The organism is Micromonospora sp. NPDC002717 (genome assembly GCF_040295705.1).
GTDB lineage: Bacteria > Actinomycetota > Actinomycetes > Mycobacteriales > Micromonosporaceae > Micromonospora.
Genome location: NZ_JBEOVW010000011.1, coordinates 220,718 through 237,804 on the forward strand (window position 1 = coordinate 220,718; position 17,087 = coordinate 237,804).

At 73.7% G+C, this 17,087-nt stretch carries 17 protein-coding genes and 1 pseudogene; 9 read left to right on the top strand and 9 right to left on the bottom strand.

From position 1 onward, the window contains the following. Positions 1 to 2: 2 nt before the first annotated feature. On the bottom strand, positions 3 to 1,421 hold the full coding sequence (locus ABT006_RS18980) for an alpha,alpha-trehalose-phosphate synthase (UDP-forming) (protein ID WP_350707989.1): 1,419 nt from the start codon (positions 1,419 to 1,421) through the stop codon (positions 3 to 5). A 180-nt stretch (positions 1,422 to 1,601) separates the two neighbouring features. Further along, complete coding sequence (locus ABT006_RS18985) at positions 1,602 to 2,447, bottom strand: DUF308 domain-containing protein (RefSeq protein ID WP_350707991.1); 846 nt, start codon at positions 2,445 to 2,447, stop codon at positions 1,602 to 1,604. Positions 2,448 to 2,704: 257 nt separating this feature from the next. Between ABT006_RS18985 and ABT006_RS18990 the strand changes: the two genes are divergently transcribed. Next, complete coding sequence (locus tag ABT006_RS18990; protein WP_350707992.1) at positions 2,705 to 3,412, top strand: lysophospholipid acyltransferase family protein; 708 nt, start codon at positions 2,705 to 2,707, stop codon at positions 3,410 to 3,412. A gap of 25 nt (positions 3,413 to 3,437) precedes the next feature. Here ABT006_RS18990 and ABT006_RS18995 read toward each other — a convergent pair whose 3' ends face one another. Then, positions 3,438 to 6,989 carry an ATP-binding protein gene (locus tag ABT006_RS18995; protein WP_350707994.1) on the bottom strand — a complete coding sequence of 1,184 codons (3,552 nt, stop codon included), beginning with the start codon at positions 6,987 to 6,989 and terminating at the stop codon, positions 3,438 to 3,440. A 165-nt stretch (positions 6,990 to 7,154) separates the two neighbouring features. Here ABT006_RS18995 and ABT006_RS19000 point away from each other — a divergent pair, with 165 nt between their 5' ends. Next, positions 7,155 to 7,370 (top strand): hypothetical protein, encoded by a 216-nt coding sequence (locus tag ABT006_RS19000; protein WP_091104720.1) that lies wholly within the window; start codon positions 7,155 to 7,157, stop codon positions 7,368 to 7,370. Between the two features lie 93 nt (positions 7,371 to 7,463). Here ABT006_RS19000 and ABT006_RS19005 read toward each other — a convergent pair whose 3' ends face one another. Continuing rightward, complete coding sequence (locus ABT006_RS19005; protein ID WP_350707996.1) at positions 7,464 to 8,156, bottom strand: Crp/Fnr family transcriptional regulator; 693 nt, start codon at positions 8,154 to 8,156, stop codon at positions 7,464 to 7,466. A 384-nt stretch (positions 8,157 to 8,540) separates the two neighbouring features. Between ABT006_RS19005 and ABT006_RS19010 the strand changes: the two genes are divergently transcribed. The 4 genes from ABT006_RS19010 (at position 8,541) to proC (ending at position 11,701) form a co-directional block, all read left to right on the top strand. Continuing rightward, positions 8,541 to 9,035, top strand: a complete 495-nt coding sequence (locus ABT006_RS19010) for a polyadenylate-specific 3'-exoribonuclease AS (protein WP_350708042.1) — start codon at positions 8,541 to 8,543, stop codon at positions 9,033 to 9,035. A gap of 64 nt (positions 9,036 to 9,099) precedes the next feature. Beyond that, positions 9,100 to 9,603: a pyridoxamine 5'-phosphate oxidase family protein gene (locus ABT006_RS19015; RefSeq protein WP_350707998.1), complete on the top strand. Its 504-nt coding sequence runs from the start codon at positions 9,100 to 9,102 to the stop codon at positions 9,601 to 9,603. 177 nt (positions 9,604 to 9,780) lie between these two features. Continuing rightward, entirely contained in the window at positions 9,781 to 10,809 is a 1,029-nt protein-coding gene (locus ABT006_RS19020) for a 6-phosphofructokinase (RefSeq protein WP_350708044.1), read from the top strand. A gap of 73 nt (positions 10,810 to 10,882) precedes the next feature. After that, positions 10,883 to 11,701 carry a pyrroline-5-carboxylate reductase gene (gene proC, locus ABT006_RS19025; RefSeq protein WP_350708000.1) on the top strand — a complete coding sequence of 273 codons (819 nt, stop codon included), beginning with the start codon at positions 10,883 to 10,885 and terminating at the stop codon, positions 11,699 to 11,701. 126 nt (positions 11,702 to 11,827) lie between these two features. Here proC and ABT006_RS19030 read toward each other — a convergent pair whose 3' ends face one another. Both ABT006_RS19030 and ABT006_RS19035 read right to left on the bottom strand, forming a co-directional pair. Continuing rightward, positions 11,828 to 12,265 carry a VOC family protein gene (locus ABT006_RS19030; RefSeq protein ID WP_350708001.1) on the bottom strand — a complete coding sequence of 146 codons (438 nt, stop codon included), beginning with the start codon at positions 12,263 to 12,265 and terminating at the stop codon, positions 11,828 to 11,830. A 1-nt stretch (position 12,266) separates the two neighbouring features. Continuing rightward, a complete protein-coding gene (locus ABT006_RS19035; protein WP_350708003.1) occupies positions 12,267 to 12,851 on the bottom strand; it encodes a DinB family protein in 585 nt (194 codons plus the stop codon). A gap of 61 nt (positions 12,852 to 12,912) precedes the next feature. On the opposite strand from ABT006_RS19035, the gene ABT006_RS19040 reads away from it, so the two are divergent. Then, positions 12,913 to 13,872 carry a helix-turn-helix transcriptional regulator gene (locus tag ABT006_RS19040; RefSeq protein ID WP_350708005.1) on the top strand — a complete coding sequence of 320 codons (960 nt, stop codon included), beginning with the start codon at positions 12,913 to 12,915 and terminating at the stop codon, positions 13,870 to 13,872. Positions 13,873 to 13,939: 67 nt separating this feature from the next. On the opposite strand, the gene ABT006_RS19045 is transcribed toward ABT006_RS19040, so the two are convergent. Further along, positions 13,940 to 14,536 (bottom strand): flavoprotein, encoded by a 597-nt coding sequence (locus ABT006_RS19045; protein WP_350708007.1) that lies wholly within the window; start codon positions 14,534 to 14,536, stop codon positions 13,940 to 13,942. Between the two features lie 244 nt (positions 14,537 to 14,780). Continuing rightward, positions 14,781 to 16,073, bottom strand: coding sequence for an exo-beta-N-acetylmuramidase NamZ family protein (locus ABT006_RS19050; RefSeq protein ID WP_350708009.1), 1,293 nt, complete (start codon positions 16,071 to 16,073; stop codon positions 14,781 to 14,783). Positions 16,074 to 16,220: 147 nt separating this feature from the next. Here ABT006_RS19050 and ABT006_RS19055 point away from each other — a divergent pair, with 147 nt between their 5' ends. After that, positions 16,221 to 16,571: a DUF2203 domain-containing protein gene (locus ABT006_RS19055; RefSeq protein WP_350708046.1), complete on the top strand. Its 351-nt coding sequence runs from the start codon at positions 16,221 to 16,223 to the stop codon at positions 16,569 to 16,571. 180 nt (positions 16,572 to 16,751) lie between these two features. Here the strand turns inward: ABT006_RS19055 and ABT006_RS19060 are convergent. After that, a pseudogene (locus ABT006_RS19060) lies at positions 16,752 to 16,862 on the bottom strand (transposase); the annotation flags it as partial. Between ABT006_RS19060 and ABT006_RS19065 the strand changes: the two are divergent. After that, positions 16,857 to 17,087, top strand: a 231-nt coding sequence (locus tag ABT006_RS19065; protein WP_350708011.1) for a helix-turn-helix domain-containing protein, incomplete at its 3' end; no start/stop codon positions are given. The pseudogene ABT006_RS19060 and the gene ABT006_RS19065 overlap by 6 nt on opposite strands.

Here is a 17,087-nt window from a genome sequence, read left to right on the forward strand (position 1 = left end):
CGTCAGTCGGCGGCGCCCAGCCGGGTGAGCAGCGAGCCGCTCTCGTCCAGCGCCGAGAGGTAGGAGCGGGCCCAGGCCCGGATGTCGTGCCGGTGCAGGTGCGCCCGCATGGCCCGCATCCGCGCGCCGACGTCGTCGGGGCTCGCCCGCAGCGCCGAGAGCAGCCCCTGCTTGAGCCCCTCCAGGTCGTGCGGGTTGACCAGGTACGCCTGCGGCAGCTCGGCGGCGGCGCCGGCGAACTCGCTGAGCAGCAGGGCGCCCGCGTCGTCGACCCGGGCGGCCACGTACTCCTTGGCGACGAGGTTCATCCCGTCCCGCAGCGGGGTCACCGCCATCACGTCGGCGACCCGGTAGAGGGCGGCCAGCTCGGCCCGGTCGAACGGCTGGGTCAGGTAGTGGATCGCCGGCTCGCCGACCCGGCCGAACTCGCCGTTGATCCGCCCGACCTCGCGCTCCACCCGCTCGCGGAGGATCTGGTACTGCCCGACCCGTTCCCGGCTCGGCACCGCCACCTGCACCAGCACGGTGTCGCGCACCTTGACGTGCCCGGCGGCGAGCAGCTCGCTGTACGCCTTGAGCCGCTGCTCGATGCCCTTGGTGTAGTCCATCCGGTCGACGCTGAGGATCACCTGCTCGGGGCTGCCGAGATCGTGGCGCAGCCGGCGGGCCCGGTCGGCCACGTCGGGCCGGGCGGCGAGCGCGGCCATCTCGACGGTGTCGATGGAGACGGGGAACGCGCCGATCCGGACCACCCGGTCGTCGACGGCGATCCGACGGTCGGTGGCGGGGAACTGGAGCACCTTGGCCACCAGTTGGGCGAAGTTGTGCGCGGCCTGGGCCCGCTGGAAGCCGACCAGGTCGGCGCCGAGCATGCCGCGCAGCAGCTCGGCGCGGCGGGGGAGCTGCATGAACAGCTCGGGCGGCGGGAACGGCACATGCAGGAAGAAGCCGATCCGCAGGTCCGGCCGGAGCGCCCGGAGCAGGCCGGGCACCAGTTGGAGGTGGTAGTCCTGCACCCAGACCATCGCGCCGGGCTCGGCCACCTGGGCGGTCGACTCGGCGAACCGCTGGTTGACCCGCTGGTACGCCTCCCACCAGCGCCGGTGGTGCTCCGGTTGCTCCACCGAGTCGTGGTAGAGCGGCCACAGGGTGGCGTTGGCGAAGCCCTCGTAGTGGTCGCGTAGCTCGTCGCCGCTGAGCGGCACGGTGTGCATCCGCACGCCGTCCACGTCGGGCACGGCGGGCGCCGGCCCCGTGCCGCCGGCCCAGCCCACCCAGGTCGCCGGGGTGTGCCGCAGCAGGGGGTGCAGGGCGCTGACCAGGCCGCCGGGGCTGCGGCGCCACTCGCACGCGCCGTCCGGGGCCGCGCCGTCGTCGATGGGCAGGCGGTTGGCGACCACCACGAGGGAACTCTGTCGCATGTCGGGCATTCCGATCCGCAGAGGAGGGACCGCCGCAAGGGAGGAACAACCGGGCAGTCGGCGAGGGAAGTGACGGACAGCGGTATTCCTACTGACAGTAAGTTACACCACTGTCACGACCGCGGCGTGGGGCGGCGGTCGTCCCGGGATGCGGGCGCGGCTCCCGCCCGGCCGGGGCGGTCAGACGACCGCGCCGTCGTCCGGGTCGTGGTCCTCGTCGCCGCCGGGGCGCAGCCGCCAGATCAACGCGACGAAGCCGGCGAGGATGCCGGTGAAGCCGAACAGGTTGACGACCGAGGGGTCGGCCACCGGGAAGATCGACGGGAACAGGAACAGCACGAAGCCGACCACGATCGCCAGGACGCCGACCACCGTGTACTTGGAGAAGCGCGGCAGGGGCGGGGGCGGCGGCGGGGTGTAGCGCTCGTCGTCCGCGTCGCCGTCGGGCAGGTCCGCGCCGAAGGTGTCCAGCCCGTCCAGCAGCGAGGGCTCGTCCTGGCGGCCCGGGCCGACGGAGATCCCCGAGACGTCCGCGGCGTACGGCAGCCGACGCACGTCGGTGGCGGTCGGCCCCGCGGGCTCGTCCGGCGCGGCGAGGGCCACCGGGCCCGTGGCGGGCCCTGGCGGGTCGTCCACGTCCTCCGCGGCGGGCCACGGGTTTTCGCCCGGCGCGGGGGTGGTGTGGAAGCCGGCGACGATCCGGGCCCACTCGGCGTCGATGTCCGGCTCCGCGTCGCGGGACCGTTCGGTGGCCGTCTCGTCGGCGAGCTGGGTCAGGTAGTCCCGGGCGGTGGTCAGGTGCGACCGGTCGACGTAGAGCCGGTCGACGGGGCGGGCGGGGACGGTGGTGGTGCGGGTGACCGGGTTCAGGTCGGCCGAGGGCTGCAGGTAGGCCGCGATCCCGCCGGCGGCGAGGACGTCGAGCAGGTGCTCGCCGACGCGCGGATCCACGTCGCCGGCGACGGCGTACTCGCTCGCGTCGAGCCCGTTGTCCCGCCGTCCCCGGCGGGCCCCACCCGCTGACACCGGACATCCTCCTCATCACGCGCCCGCGGCGCGGTCGCCTGAGCCCCCTCGGCACCGCCCCGGGCGCCGTGCCTTGAATCGTGACACGTCGGGACCCGGTTCCGGGAGTGCGTTGTGGCGCGCCGCTCCCGGTTCGTAGGCTCATCCCTGACGTCGCCTGCCCGCCGGGAGCGCCCGCGCGGGTCGTCGGGCCCGCCCGGCGACCCGGTCCGCCCCGGCGGCGCGGGTGTCGCGACCCCTCCAGAAGAAGGACACCGGTGCTGTACTGGCTGATGAAGTACGTCATCCTCGGCCCGTGGCTGAGGCTGATCTTCCGTCCACAGGTCGAAGGGCTGCACCACGTGCCCGACACGGGTCCGGTGATCCTCGCCAGCAACCACCTGTCGTTCTCCGACTCGATCTTCACGCCGTTGATCGTCAAGCGAAAAGTCACATTCATCGCCAAAGCCGAATACTTCACCGGCAAGGGCATCAAGGGCTGGCTGACGAAGATGTTCTTCGTCGGCTCCGGCACCATCCCCGTCGACCGCTCCGGCGGCCGGGCGGCCAGGGCGGCGCTGGACACCCAGTTGCAGGTGCTGCGCGCCGGCGGCATCGCCGGCATCTACCCCGAGGGCACCCGCTCGCCGGACGGGCGGCTCTACCGCGGCAAGACCGGGGTGGCCCGGTTGGCCCTGGAGAGCGGCGCCCCGGTGATCCCGATGGCGATGCTCAACGCCGACGAGATCCAGCCGCCCGGCAAGCTGATCCCCAAGATCGCCCGGGTGCGGATCCGGTTCGGCGCGCCGCTGGACTTCTCGCGTTACGCCGGCATGACCGGTGACCGGTTCGTCGAGCGCGCGGTCACCGACGAGATCATGTACGAGTTGATGGAGCTCTCCGGCCGCGAGTACGTCGACATGTACGCCCAGAAGCTGAAGACCCAGCCGGCCGAACCCAGCCCCCGCGAACCGGTCGCCGCCTGACGCGCACGCGCCGCCCGGCGGCGGGTCAGCAGGCCAGGGCGGGGTTGGCGGGGGCCGCCGGCGGGCGGGCCAGGTCCAGCAAGCCCGGCGCGCCGTTGCGCAGCGCGAACGCGCGCAGCTCGGCCAGCTCCGGGCGGCCGGCCGTCGGCTCGCCGGCCCGCTCCAGCTCCGCGGCCGCGAAGGTGAGCGCCAGCATCCGGTCGGTCACGTCCGGGATGCCGGCGTAGATCCCGGCGCCCGCCAGGTGCAGCTCGGCGGCCCTCCCGTGGTCGCCGTCCGCGGCGGCCAGCGCCCCGGTCACGGTCCGCAGCGCCGCCTCCGACCAGGGCGTACGGTGGCCCACCCGGTCCAGCATCGCGTGCACCTGGGCCGCCGCGTCCCGCCCGGCGAGGCTGGCCGCGTAGGCGGCCGCCGCGATCCACTCGCCGCTGGCCAGGGCGGGCACCGCCGACCAGGAGGTGGCCAGCTCGTCGATCAGCGCCGCCGCCTCGTCCCGGCGCCCCTGCAACGCCCGGCAGAGCGCGCCCATCGCCAGCATGGTCCAGTGCAGCCGGTGGAAGCCGCTGCGCCGGGCGGCGTCGAGCGCGGCAGCGACGTCGTCGGCGGCGGGGTCGGCCTGGGACCGGGCCGGCGGCACCGGCTCGCCCCGCAGGACCAGCAGGCAGGAGCGCAGGCCCCGGACCTGCATGTCCCAGCTTCCGGTGGGGGTGTCCACGAACGCCTCGGCCGCGGTGAGCAGCCGGCCGAAGTCGCCCTCGAACCAGGCCTGCATGGCCTCCGCGGAGGAAATCGTGGTCAGCGTCTGCCCGCTGGCCTTGCGCGTCGGCGACGACGAGAGCAGGGCGTCCGACCGCAGCCAGTCGCCCTCCTCCCGGACGGCGTACGCGAGGTTCTGGATGGCGCGGGGCAGGGCGATCAGCTGGCTGGCACGGCTGACCTCGACGATGGAGTGCAGCTCGTCCAGGCCCGACCGGTCGCCCGCCTGGTAGCGGGCGGTGGCGGAGGTGATCCGGGCGTTGGTGCGGGTCTCGGTCAGCCCCAGCCGCTCGCCGATCTCCGCCGCCCGGTCGGCCGCGGCCACCGCCGGGTCCCGCTCGTAGTTGAGCATGTGCAGCCGGCCCAGCTCGGCGTAGGCGTCCGCCTTCTGCGGGCTGTCGGGCAGCGGGGCGAAGAGCTGGACGGCCCGGTCCAGGCAGGCCAGCGCGGCGGGCCGGTCGGCGCGCAGCCACGCGGCCTGGCCGAGCAGCGTCCAGGCGCGCGCCGCGCAGGCCTCGTCGCCGTGCGACAGCAGCCGGTCGGCGAGCGCCTGCACCTGCTCGGGGCCACCACCGGAGAGGAAGGCGTTGCCGTCCCGGTAGAAGGAGATCTCCGTGCTGAGCAGCTCCAACTGGAGGCGGCCGACCGGGTCGGACTCGTCGGCCAGCCCGAGCGCCCGGCCCGCGTGGCTCGCCGCCACGTCGAGGCTGTGCAGCGCGTACGCCCGCCGGGCCGCCCGGTGCAGCGCCGCGCGGGCGGTGCCGGCGTACCGGGCGGTGTCCATGCCCAGCGTCCGGGCGATCTCGTGCGCCGCCCAGCGGTGGTGGGCGAGCACCTCCGCCAGGTCCGTGTCCCGGCTCTGCGACAGCGTGTCCAGCCACTCCGCCGTGCGCTCGTGCCGCGCCACCCGCTCGGTGCGGGGCAGCCGCTGGTAACACACGTCGCGCACCAGCACGTGCCGGAACCGGTACTCCGGCTGCCCCGCCATGGTCGAGGCGGCCTGCTCGTGCACGAAGTCGCGCTGCTCCAGCCGGCGCAGCGCGCGCTCCACCGACTCGACGGGCTGCCCCAGGGCGGCGGCCACCGCGCCCGGCCAGAACTGCACGCCCACCACGGCGGCGGCCAGCAGCACCGTGCGTTCGTTGGCGTCGAGCAGGTCGATCCGGTTGGCGATGACGGCGTGCACGCTCTCCGGCATGGGCAGGTCGAGGTGCTTCTCCAGCGACCAGCTCCGCCCGGACTGGCGCAGCGCGCCCTGCTCGATGAGCATCCGCACGTACTCGTGGGCGTAGAGCGGGTTGCCGCCGGCCACCTCGACCAGCGGCGTCAGCATGTCGGCGGAGAACGCCGCCTGGCCGAACATGTGGGCGTACAGCGAGGCGATGCCGGTGTCCCGCAGCGGCGGCAGGGTGATGGTCACCGAGCCGGTGATCGTGCCCGCCCAGCTCGGGTCCCGGTCGACCAGCTCCGGCCGGGCGGTGCAGAGCAGCAGCAGCGGCACGTCCCGGGCGGCGGCGCCGAGCAGTTCCACGAAGCGCAGCATGGCGTCGTCGGCCCAGTGCAGGTCCTCGAAGACCAGCACGGTAGGCCGGCGCGCGGCCAGCGCCAGCAGGAAGCGCCGCCACGCCGACTCGGTCTCCTCGGCCGGCAGCGGGGTCCCCGGCAGGCCGACCAGCGGTCGCAGCGCGTCCACGACGCGTTCCCGCTCACCCGGGCCGACCAGCTCGCCGACGGCCGAGGCGAGCCGCTGGGCGGCGGTGGACGCGGGGTCGGTGTCCAGGATGCTGGCCTCGGCCTTGACGATGTCGGCCAGCGCCGCGAACGTCACGTTCTCGCCGAACGGCGGGCACCGACCGGTACGCCAGGTCAGCGGCTCGTCGACCAGCCGGTCCACGTGCCGGTACAGCTCGCGCACCAGCCGGCTCTTGCCGAGCCCGGCCCGGCCGAAGACGGTCACCACCTGGGGGCGCCGGTCGCGCAGCGACCGGTGCAGGGCGTTGACCAGCATCCCCAGCTCGTGTTCGCGGTCGATGAGCGGCGTGGTGTCCGGCTGCCGGTCGGTCGGCTGCCGGCGCACGGGGGAGAGGGCCAGCCACACCTCGGTCGTCGTCGACCGCCCGCGCAGCATGACCGGCGGCTGCTCGGAGTAGCGGATGGTGTCCCGGGTGAGCGCGTAGGTGGTGCCGCAGACCAGCACCCCGCCGGGCGGCGCGACGGACTGCATCCGGGAGGCCGTGTTGACCACGTCACCGGCGACGATCGCCTGACCGCCGTCGCGGGCGGCGGCCACGTCCACCAGCGCCTCGCCGGTGGCCACGCCGACCCGGAAACGCAGCGCGTCCGCACCGGTGGGGGTGAAGCGGGTCAGCACCCGTTGCAGCTCCAGACCGGCCCGGACGCAGCGCAGCGCGTCGGTCTCGGTCGCCACCGGCGCCCCGAACAGGGCCATCACCGCGTCGCCGATGTACTTCTCCACGACGCCGCCGTACTGGCCGACGACCCGGCGGGCGGCCGAGAAGAACCCCGTCTGCATGCCGCGGACCAGCTCCGGGTCGGCCCGCTCGACGTACGGGGTGAAGTCGATCAGGTCGACGAAGAGCACGCTGACCCGGCGGCGGTCCTCCTGCGTGGCTGCCGCCCGCCGGTCGGTGCCGGGCCGGGGCGCGCCGCAGGAGGTGCAGAACGCCACGTCCCGGGCGAGCGGGCGGAGGCAGTGCGGACACACCGCGCCGAGCTCGTTGCCGCAGCCGCCGCAGAAGCGGTCGCCGGCGGCGGCCGTGCGTCCACAGCGGTCACACTGCGTGGCGATGACACCCTCCACTGGCGGTCCCGCCGGCGCCGGGGTCGGCGCCGATCCGGTGCCAGTATCACCACAGGCCCCAGCTGTCGGGTACCGGGCTGTTGGCTTGTGGACAGTCCACCGGCCGGTCGTGCGGCTACAGTCAGGCGGCTGATTTGTCGAACAACGACCACAGGGGGACGCCCGATGGTGTACGTGATGCTGCAGAGCGACTGGACCGACAGCAACGGGGTGAGCCACCTCGCCGGGGACTCCGTCGACGTGGACGCCGCCACGCTGGCGACGCTCCAGGCGCAGGGCATCGTCAGCGAGCAGTCCGGCGGCGGCAGCAAGGACGGCACGGAGTGGGTCGGGCCGGGCAGCACGACCAACTGGGTCGGGCCGGGCAGCGCCACGCCCTGACGCCTCGCACCCGTGAAAAGGGGCCGGAGCAGCCGCTCCGGCCCCTTTTCCGCGCGGTTGACGGGGCGGTGCGGCGAGCGGGGCGCGTACGCCTCAGCGGTCGTTCATGCCGGCGCGGCGGCGCAGCGCCGCGACGTCGGTGACCACGATCCGGCGGCCCTCGGTGCGCAGCCAGCCGCGGTTGGCGAACGACCCGATCGCCTGGTTGACGCTCTGCCGGGAGCCGCCGGCCATCTCGGCGAGCTGGCTCTGGTTGAGCTCGATCGTGATCATCGGGGCCTGGCTCTCGCCGGCCAGCCGCACCAGCGTCTTGGCCACCCGGCCGGGCAGATCCAGGAAGACGTGGTCGGCGTTCTGCTCGGTGAGCCGGCGGATCAGCCCGCCCAGCGAGCGCATCACCGCGTCGAGGATGCGCGGGTTGGAGTGCACCAGCTCCATGAACGCGCCCCGGGACAGCGCGAGCGCCGCGCAGTCCTCGATCGCCTCGGCCGAGGCCGAGCGGGTGGACGCGTCGAGCAGGGAGACCTCGCCCAGCACGTCGGGCGGGCGGATGACCGACAGCACCGCGCGTTCGCCGGTCGGCGCGGTGCGGAAGACCGCCACCGCGCCCCGGCGCAGCACGATCAGCGACTCGCCGGGGTCGTTCTCCACGAACAGCAACTGACCCTTGCGGTACGTCCGGGGGACCGCCGCCGCGATGACCCGTTGCCGGACCTCCGGCTCGAGCCCGGCGAACATCTCCACACCCGTGAGCGCGTCACCCGGCTCCGGCAGGCGCATCTCCACGGCCCAACCCCTCCCCGGTCCAGGACCACAACTCGCTCACCGGGTGAACCTGAAGGCCCTCGACGAGGTGAACTGACACCGGTTCGGCGTCCGGTAGCGGTACACATCAGATCATGACTGTCCTGTCGCTTGCTGTACACCCCTCAAATCACTTCCGTGACACTCCCGAGCTGCGACGACCGGCATCGTGGGAGCCGGATCCGGTTCCCGGGCGGACCGCCGGGGGGCGGGGGCGGATCCGGTCGCACCGGTGACCACGGTCGGCGGACGCGGGGGGCGGGACCACCCTCGCGCCCGCCGGCCGGCGGGCCCCGGTGCCGCCGGCGGCCGGGCGCGGCAACCCCGGTCGCCGGCACGGGGCCGGCGTGGGCGAGGATGGCGGTGATGGTCTACCGCTACTTCTACGACTGCGAGTTCATCGAGGACGGCCGCATCGTCGACCTGGTGTCGATCGGCGTCGTCGACGAGTACGGCCGCGAGTTCTACGCCGTGTCGACCGAGTTCGACGACTCGCGGGCCGTGCCCTGGGTGCGCCGCAACGTGCTCGACAAGCTGCCGTCGCCGGCGGACCGCGCCTGGCGGTCGCGGGAGCGCATCCGCGACGAGCTGTACGACTTCCTCGTCGAGCCGGTCAGGGACCGGCCGGGCGAGCAGTTGGAGCTCTGGGCCTGGTACGCCGCGTACGACCACGTCGTCCTCGCGCAGCTGTGGGGGGCGATGCCGGCGCTGCCCCGGGAGATCCCCCGGTTCACCAAGGAGCTGCGCCAGCTCTGGGACGACCGGGGCCGGCCGACGCTGCCGGACGCCGCGTCGGCCCGGCACGACGCGCTGGTCGACGCCCGGCACAACCTGGCGCGCTGGCGCGCGATGACCGGCTAGTAGGTTTGGTCGGTTCTGTCCCGGGCACCGGTGCGACGTCGAGCCGATGCGAGGGAGTGGTCCCATGAGCAACCGACCGAGCAGCGCCGCCGACGTCCGACGCCGGGTCACCGAGCTGGTCCGGGAGGCCCGGATCTGCATGCTGACGACGATCGCCGTGGACGGCCGCATGGTGAGCCGGCCGATGGGCCTGCAGGAGGCGGAGTTCGACGGGGACCTGTGGTTCTTCGCGTACGCCGACTCCGCCAAGGTGCGGCAGATCCGGGTCAACCCGGAGGTCAACGTCGCGTTCTCCGACTCGAAGCGCGGCGCCTGGGTCTCGATCTCCGGCACCGCGCGGGAGGGCTACGACCGGGCCAGGGCGGAGCAGTTGTGGAACCCCCTGCTCAGGGCCTGGTTCCCGGACGGGCTGGACACCCCCGGGCTCACGCTGATCAAGGTGCACGCCGGCTCCGCGGAGTACTGGGACTCGCCGTCCGGCACGGTGGTCAACCTGTTCGGCTACGCCAGGGCGGCGGTGACCGGGAAGCCGCCGAAGGCGGGGGAGAACCGCGAGGTCAGCTACTGACCGGTAGGCCGACCGGCGGGTGGGACGGCCCGGGGCGCGGTGCCGACGTACACCCGCGCCGACTACAGTGCGCACTGACGGCCCGCCCCGGGCCGGCAACGGCGCCGATGGTCTGATCCGACACATATCCTGGGGCAAATCGGGCTTCACCTGATGCTCCAGGAGGATGAGCAGATCATGCGTATCGGCGTGCTCACCGGCGGCGGCGACTGCCCAGGTCTCAACGCGGTCATCCGGGCGGTGGTCCGCAAGGGCGTCGCTAGCTACGGCCACGAGTTCGTGGGTTTCCGGGACGGCTGGAAGGGCCCCCTGGAGGGCCTGTCCCGCCCGCTGGGCATCGCGGAGGTCCGCGGCATCCTGCCGCGCGGCGGCACCATCCTCGGTTCGTCCCGGACGAACCCGTTCAAGATCGAGAACGGCGTCGAGCGGATCAAGGACAACCTCGCCGCGCAGGGCGTCGACGCGCTCATCGCGATCGGCGGTGAGGACACCCTCGGCGTGGCCACCAAGCTGCACGAGCTCGGCGTCCACGTGATCGGCGTGCCGAAGACGATCGACAACGACCTCGGCGCCACCGACTACACCTTCGGCTTCGACACCGCGGTCAACATCGCGATGGAGGCCATCGACCGGCTGCACACCACCGCCGAGAGCCACCACCGCACCCTCGTGGTCGAGGTGATGGGCCGGCACGCCGGCTGGATCGCCCTGCACGCCGGCCTGGCCGGCGGCGCCAACGTGATCCTGCTGCCCGAGCGGCAGTTCGACGTCGACCAGGTCGCCGGCTACGTCGAGAAGCGCTTCCAGCACCAGTACGCCCCGATCGTGGTGGTCGCCGAGGGCGCGCACCCGCTGGAGGGCCAGATGGTGCTGCACAACCAGGAGCTCGACGCGTTCGGTCACGTCCGCCTCGGCGGCATCGGCCAGTGGCTCGCCGAGCAGCTGGAGGCCAAGACCGGCAAGGAGGCCCGCACGGTCGTGCTCGGGCACATCCAGCGCGGCGGCACCCCGACCGCCTTCGACCGGGTGCTCGCCACCCGGCTCGGCCTGCACGCCATCGACGCCGCGCACGAGGGCGACTGGGGCAAGATGGTCGCCATGCAGAGCACGGACATCGTCCGCGTTCCGCTCGCCGAGGCCACCCGCGAGCTGAAGACCGTGCCGCTGGAGCGGTACGCCGAGGCCGAGGTCTTCTTCGGCAGCTGATCGAGGTGTCGACGGCGCGGCGGGCCGCAGGTCCGCCGCGCCGTCGGCCACGACAGGAGGGGGTACGCCCGCGATGTCGTCCGGGGTGCACACGGTCGCGGTGATCGGGGCAGGCAAGATCGGTGAGCTGATGCTCTCCGGGCTGCTGCGCTCCGGATGGCCGGTGGACCGGCTGCTGGCCACCGCCCGCCGGCCCGCCCGCGCCGAGGAACTGACCGCCCGCTACGGCGTACGGGTGGTCGACAACCTGACCGCGGTGGACGAGGCCGAGGTGCTCGCCGTCTCGGTCAAGCCGCAGGACGCGGCGGCGCTGCTGGAGGAGATCGGGCCGAAGGTGCCCGCCGACAAGCTCGTGATCTCGCTCTGCGCCGGCCTGCCCACCAGCTTCTTCAACCGGCGGCTGCCCGACGGCACCCCCGTGGTGCGGGTGATGACCAACACCCCCGCCCTGGTCGACCAGGCGATGACCGCGATCTCCGCCGGCGCGCACGCCACCGGGACGCACCTCGCGCTGGCCGAGGAGATGTTCAAGCCGCTCGGCTCGACCATCCGGGTGCCCGAGTCGCAGCAGGACGCGGTGACCGCGCTGTCCGGCTCCGGGCCGGCGTACTTCTACCTCCTGGTCGAGGCGATGATCGACGCGGGCATCCTGCTCGGCCTGCCCCGGCAGGTCGCGCACGAGCTGATCGTGCAGACCGCGATCGGCTCCGCGGTGATGCTGCGCGACTCCGGCGAGCACCCGGTGAAGCTGCGCGAGGCGGTCACCTCGCCGGCCGGCACCACCATCTCCGCCGTGCGCGAGCTGGAGAAGCACGGCGTACGCGCGGCGCTGCTCGCCGCGCTGGAGGCCGCCCGGGACCGGGCCCGGGAACTGGCCGCCCAGGCCGACTGACCCGTCGGAGTCCGACCTCGCGGGTCGGGACTCCGACACGCCTGTCGGCCGGTGGTCGCTACGACCGGCGCGGACGGATCGACGCGGTCCGGAGCGCGCGATGTCGCCGGCCCGCCGCGCGGCCGGTCAGTCGAGGCAGAACTCGTTGCCCTCGGGGTCTGCCATCACGATGTGACCGGCGCCGAGCGGGGGAGCGGGCTCGTGGCGCTGGAGCCGGGTGGCGCCGTGGGAGACGAGCCGCTCGGCCTCCGCCTCCAGGGCCGCCATCCGCGCGTCGCCCTGGAGCCCCGGGGCGGCCCGCACATCGAGGTGTACGCGGTTCTTGGCCTGCTTGCCCTCCGGCACCCGTTGGAAGAACAGCCGCGGCCGGGATCCCTCGGGGTCGACCAGCGCCGAGGCGTCGTTGCGGCGCTCGGGCGGCACGCCCATCGCGTCGAGGGCCTGCTCCCATGATGCGAAGCCCGCGGGTGGGTCCTGCAACTGGTAGCCGAGGGCCTCGGCCCAGAACGCCGCCAACTTGGCTGGGTCGGCGCAGTCGAAGGTGATCTGAACGTCGCGGGCCATCTCAGCTCGCCTCCCGTCGGGTCTGCTGGTCATTGTGCGGGTAGAGGTCGCGGAGCAGGCACACCTCGGCCAGATGGTGGATCAGCTCGCGGTTGATGTGCAGCACCAGCGCTGCCAGGGGACGCTCGGCGTACGGCCCCTCGGCCTCCCCGCACGGGCGGGCGAGGCCGGTTTCGCCGAGGGACTCGACCCCGGCCAGCCAGGTGGCGTACTCCGCGTCGAGCTGGGCGAGCGCCGCCTTCGCGGTCGCGGCGTACTCGAACGACTGGTAGTCGGTGGGCGCGTGACCGAAGTGCGCGGCGTTGCGCGCCGCGAGCACGCCGACGATCACGTGCCCGAGTCGCCAGGCGATCGTCGTGACCGGTGGCGGATCGGGCTGCGGCACCGCGAAGTCGATGGTCATCGCGCCGGACCCGGCCTGCACCGGGGCGGCGCCGGTCCCGCGCGGGCGCACGCTCCAGCAGCCGGGCGCCGGCTCCCAGAAGTACTCGTCATCGGTGAGTCCGTCGAGACGACCGCGTAGCTGGCGGGTCCAGTGCCAGGAGAGCTGATCTCGGAGCAGGAGATTCCAGGTCTGGTCGGTCATGGTGCCAGCCTCCCGCAGATAGCGGACAGGATCGTTCCGCGTTCTGTGGAACGATGAACGCGTGACCGTCGAGGCGACGACCGAGCGGGTGCTGCGGTTGCTGGCGTTGCTGCAGCACCGGCCGTCCTGGACGGCCGCCGAGCTCGCCGCAGAACTGGGGGTCACCGACCGCTCGGTGCGCCGCGACGTGGAGCGGCTGCGCGCGGTCGGCTACCCCGTGCACGCGACGCCGGGCGTCGGCGGCGGCTACCAGCTCGGGGCGGGCACCCGGCTGCCGCCGCTGCTCCTCGACGACGAGGAGGCGATCGCGACGGCGGTGTCCCTCCGGCTGGCGTCGGGTGGCACGGTCGCCGGGGCGGGCGACGCGGCACTGCGGGCGCTCGCGAAGCTCGACCAGGTGATGCCACCCCGGCTGCGCGCCGAGGTGCGGGCGGTGCACGGCGCCACCGAGACCCTGGTCGGCCCCGGGGTCGAGATCGACGCGGAGCTGCTGCTGACGCTCGCGCGGGCCTGCCGCGACGCGGTGCGGGTGCGGTTCCGCTACGCCGGCCGCGACGGCGGGGAGGGCGAGCGCACGGTCGAGCCGGTGCGGATGGTCACCACCGGCCGCCGCTGGTACCTGATGGCCCGGGACGTCGACCGCGACGACTGGCGCACCTTCCGGCTGGACCGGATGCGCGAGGTGGTGGCGACGACCTGGCGCTTCCGGGCGAGGGAGCATCCGGACCCGGTCGCCTACGTCCAGCGCTCCGTGACCGAGGCGCCGTACCGGTATCTCGCCCGGGTGCGGGTGCACGCCCGGCCCGACCGGGTGCGGGAGCTGGTGCCGCCCCAGGTGGGGCGGGTCGAGGACGATCGCGACGGGTGGTGCGTGCTCGTCGTCGGCGGGGAGAACCTGGACTGGCTCGCCGTGCACGTGGCCCGGCTGGGCTTCGAGGCGGAGGTGCTGGAGCCGCCGGAGCTGCGGGAGGCCGTCGCCGTGCTCGCCCGCCGCCTCACCGCGATGGCCGGGACCGGCTGACGCCGGGCTTGACGGCCTTTCCTGTGGGCGGAGGGCGTCGGCACCCACCCCACGGGTCCGTGGTGGATCAGCCGGAGCGCAGCGCCAGGTCGTCGGCGCGGTGCGCCCGGCCCGCGCCGGCCTGCGCGGGGACCCGGGCGAACCGCGTCCAGGCGGAGACCACCTGCTCGGCGGCGTGCCACGGGAAGGGGTCGCCGACCTCGTCGGCCGCCTCGGCGGGCTCGGTGACCGTCACGCCCCAGTGCCGCAGCCGCGCCAGGCTCTCCAGGAAGGCGGGGTGCCGGGCGAGCGTCGGTTCCGGGGCGGGCACGACGAGGACCGGCAGGCCGACGGCGGTCGCCTCGTTGAGCAGCCGCAGGGCCAGGTTGTCGTTGAGGCCGTACGCCCACTTGTTGACCAGGTCGAAGCTGGCCGGCGCGACCGCGTAGGCGTCGGCCGGCGGCAGCGGGTACAGCGTCTCCGGCTGCTCCTCCTCGTGGACCGGGTGGCGGGTGAGGTCGGCGAGTGCGGCCCGGTCGATCGCGGCTGTCGCGTCCGGGGCGGCGATGACGTGGACCTCCCAGCTCAGCTCCTGGCAGGCCGCGACGAACGGGGCGAGTCCGGCGGCGGGCTCGGCGCCGCAGACCACGAGGTGCAGGACAGGCGATCGTGACTTCCCGGGCATGACGCTCCTATCGGCGTGACGTGTCCCGCGCCAGTCGTGGCGAGATGCCGCCGGTCGTGCGGCGGGACGTCGATCGCCTGCGTCACCGGCGATCTCGCCGATCGAGTGGCTCCGGATGTCCGTGGGGGATCCCGAGAGCCGAGAGTATCGAGCCGGTCACCAACGTGAGCCCGTTTCCGGTGAACCGGCCGGACCGGCGGCGGCAGGCCGCCGAACAGCTGAGCGTCGGGTCAGCCGGACGTCCCTAGTAGAGCAGGTGGGGCGCCCGCCGCCGGTCGAACTGGGCCAGCTCGTCGGCCCAGGCGCCGACCACGTCGGCCACGTCGGCGCCCGCGTCGATCATCGTGCGCAGCCGCGGCGATCCGGTCAGCTTGTCCACCCAGTACGGTCGCACGGCGTCCCACGAGTCGCTCCGCCACGCGAACGCCGGGTACTTGCGCGCCTCCACCAGCATCGCGACCGCCGTCCGGATCGGGTCGTACGTCGCCCGGTCGACGACCTTCACCTCCACCCCGGCGCAGAGCTTGTTGAGCAGTGCCGGCTTCTGCCCGGCCGCCGTCGGCGTGAAGTACGCCTCGCGGAACTCGACGCCGGGCAGGTCGCGCGCGTTGAGCCGGTCTGACCAGTGGTAGTCGAAGTCGCCGGCCAGGCCGCCGATCAGCTCGAACGGCTTGCAGGTGCCCCGGCCCTCGGTGAGCGAGGCGACGCCCTCGAACAGACCGGTGCCGGGATAGACCAGCGCGGTGTCCGGGGTGGGCATGTTCGGGCTGGGCATCACCCAGGGCAGGTCGATGTCGGCGGCCAGTTTGTCGCGCTTCCAGTGCCGGCACCGGACCACGTGGAGGTCGACGGGCCGCCCCGCCGCGGCGGGCAGGAACTCCGCGTTGAAGAACCCGGCCAGCTCGCCCACGGTCATCCCGTGCTGCTGGACGATCTCCTTCAGACCCACGCCGGAGGTGTAGGCGGGCGTCATCATCGGCCCGTAGGCCCGGCCGCCGACCGGGTTCGGCCGGTCCAGCACGACGTACCGCTTGCCGACGCGGGCGGCGGCCACCATCGAGGTGTACATCGTCCAGATGTACGTGTAGAAGCGGACGCCCACGTCCTGGATGTCGAAGACGACGGTGTCGACGCCGGCCTCGGTGAACATGGTCTCCCACTTGGCCTGGGAGGCCCCGTACGCGTCGTAGACGGTGATCCCGGTGCGGGCGTCGACGCCGGTGCCCTCGCTGCCGCCGGCCTGTGCCGAGCCGCGGAAGCCGTGCTCGGGGCCGAACGCCGCGGCCAGCCGCACCGCGTCCGAGGCGTGCATCAGGTCGACCAGGTGGCGGTAGGACGCGTCCACCCCGGTGGGGTTGGAGATCACACCGACCCGCTGGCCGGCGAGGTCCGCGAAGTCGGACCCGACGAGGACGTCGAGGCCGGTCTCCACGCGGCGGATGCCGGGCACCGCGTTGCCGGGCGTGCCCGGGGCCGCCGCCGCGACCGCGCCCGCGGTCACCGCACCCGCACCGGCCAGGAACTTCCTGCGCTCCATGTCGACCTCCCGTCGGTTGCGTCGAAACTTAGCTACGCATTGATGCCCCGTCAAGGAAGGTTAGCTACATGGAGGGAGGTGGTGGGGACCGCGCGGTCCTGCGGCGTCCCGGCCGGCCGCCCGGACGTGGTGCTCCATACTGGCCCGGTGTTCACCCTCGCCCAGGCCCGTCACCTGATCGCCACGCTGCGCCCGCGCGTCGACGAGCTGATCCGGCTGCGGGCCGACCTGGCCGAACTGCGCGCCGACCTGGCCGACCGGGGCGCCAGCCCGCTCGGCGGACGGGCCGAGGCCAAGGGGCTGGAGGCCCGGCTGCACGCCCTCGTCGAGGAGCTGCACTCCCACGACATCCAGGTCAAGGGCATCGCGCCGGTGCTGCTCGACTTCCCCGGCGAGCGGGACGGCCGGCCGGTGCTCTGGTGCTGGCTGGAGGGAGACACCGACGTGCGCTGGTACCACCGCGTCGAGTGCGGCTTCGCCGGCCGCCGCCCGGTCTGACCCGGCGGCGCAACGGCCAGGTTCACCACCCGGCCGGCGGCCTTCGGGTCCGGCACGGGGCGCGCCGGCCGCCTGCCTGGGGGGGTCGCCGGGTGGGCTACCGGAATGCGGGCCAGTGCTCCGCCCTTCAGGGCGGGGTGAAGGCCCGCGCTGGGAGGGCCGTCAGGCCCGAGCAGTGCCTTAAGCCGGACGGTTCTGCTGCTCGATGTACTGCTTCACGACACTCAGCGGTGCCCCTCCGACGGAGCCCGCGAGGTACGAGCCCGACCAGATACGGTGCTTTTCGTGCAGCTCCGTTACCAGTTCCGCGTCTATCCGACGCCGGGCCAGCAGATTGAGCTGGCTCGGGCGTTCGGGTGTGCGCGGGTGGTGTTCAACGACGGGCTGCGCGCACGGCAGGAAGCCCGCGAGGCCGGACTGTCGTACGTCTGCGACGGCGAGTTGTCCAAACGGGTCATCACGGAGGCGAAGAAGACCGCGGCCCGCGCCTGGCTGGGCGAGGTGTCGGCGGTCGTG

What these genes read in the sequence shown, in the direction of transcription:
- ABT006_RS18980 (WP_350707989.1), bottom strand. Translation starts at nt 1,421, where the DNA reads ATGCGACAGAGTTCCCTCGTGGTGGTCGCCAACCGCCTGCCCATCGAC.
- ABT006_RS19000 (WP_091104720.1), top strand. Translation starts at nt 7,155, where the DNA reads ATGGTGTACGTGATGCTGCAGAGCGACTGGACCGACAGCAACGGGGTG.
- ABT006_RS19010 (WP_350708042.1), top strand. Translation starts at nt 8,541, where the DNA reads ATGGTCTACCGCTACTTCTACGACTGCGAGTTCATCGAGGACGGCCGC.
- ABT006_RS19015 (WP_350707998.1), top strand. Translation starts at nt 9,100, where the DNA reads ATGAGCAACCGACCGAGCAGCGCCGCCGACGTCCGACGCCGGGTCACC.
- ABT006_RS19020 (WP_350708044.1), top strand. Translation starts at nt 9,781, where the DNA reads ATGCGTATCGGCGTGCTCACCGGCGGCGGCGACTGCCCAGGTCTCAAC.
- proC (WP_350708000.1), top strand. Translation starts at nt 10,883, where the DNA reads ATGTCGTCCGGGGTGCACACGGTCGCGGTGATCGGGGCAGGCAAGATC.
- ABT006_RS19030 (WP_350708001.1), bottom strand. Translation starts at nt 12,265, where the DNA reads ATGGCCCGCGACGTTCAGATCACCTTCGACTGCGCCGACCCAGCCAAG.
- ABT006_RS19035 (WP_350708003.1), bottom strand. Translation starts at nt 12,851, where the DNA reads ATGACCGACCAGACCTGGAATCTCCTGCTCCGAGATCAGCTCTCCTGG.
- ABT006_RS19045 (WP_350708007.1), bottom strand. Translation starts at nt 14,536, where the DNA reads ATGCCCGGGAAGTCACGATCGCCTGTCCTGCACCTCGTGGTCTGCGGC.
- ABT006_RS19050 (WP_350708009.1), bottom strand. Translation starts at nt 16,073, where the DNA reads ATGGAGCGCAGGAAGTTCCTGGCCGGTGCGGGTGCGGTGACCGCGGGC.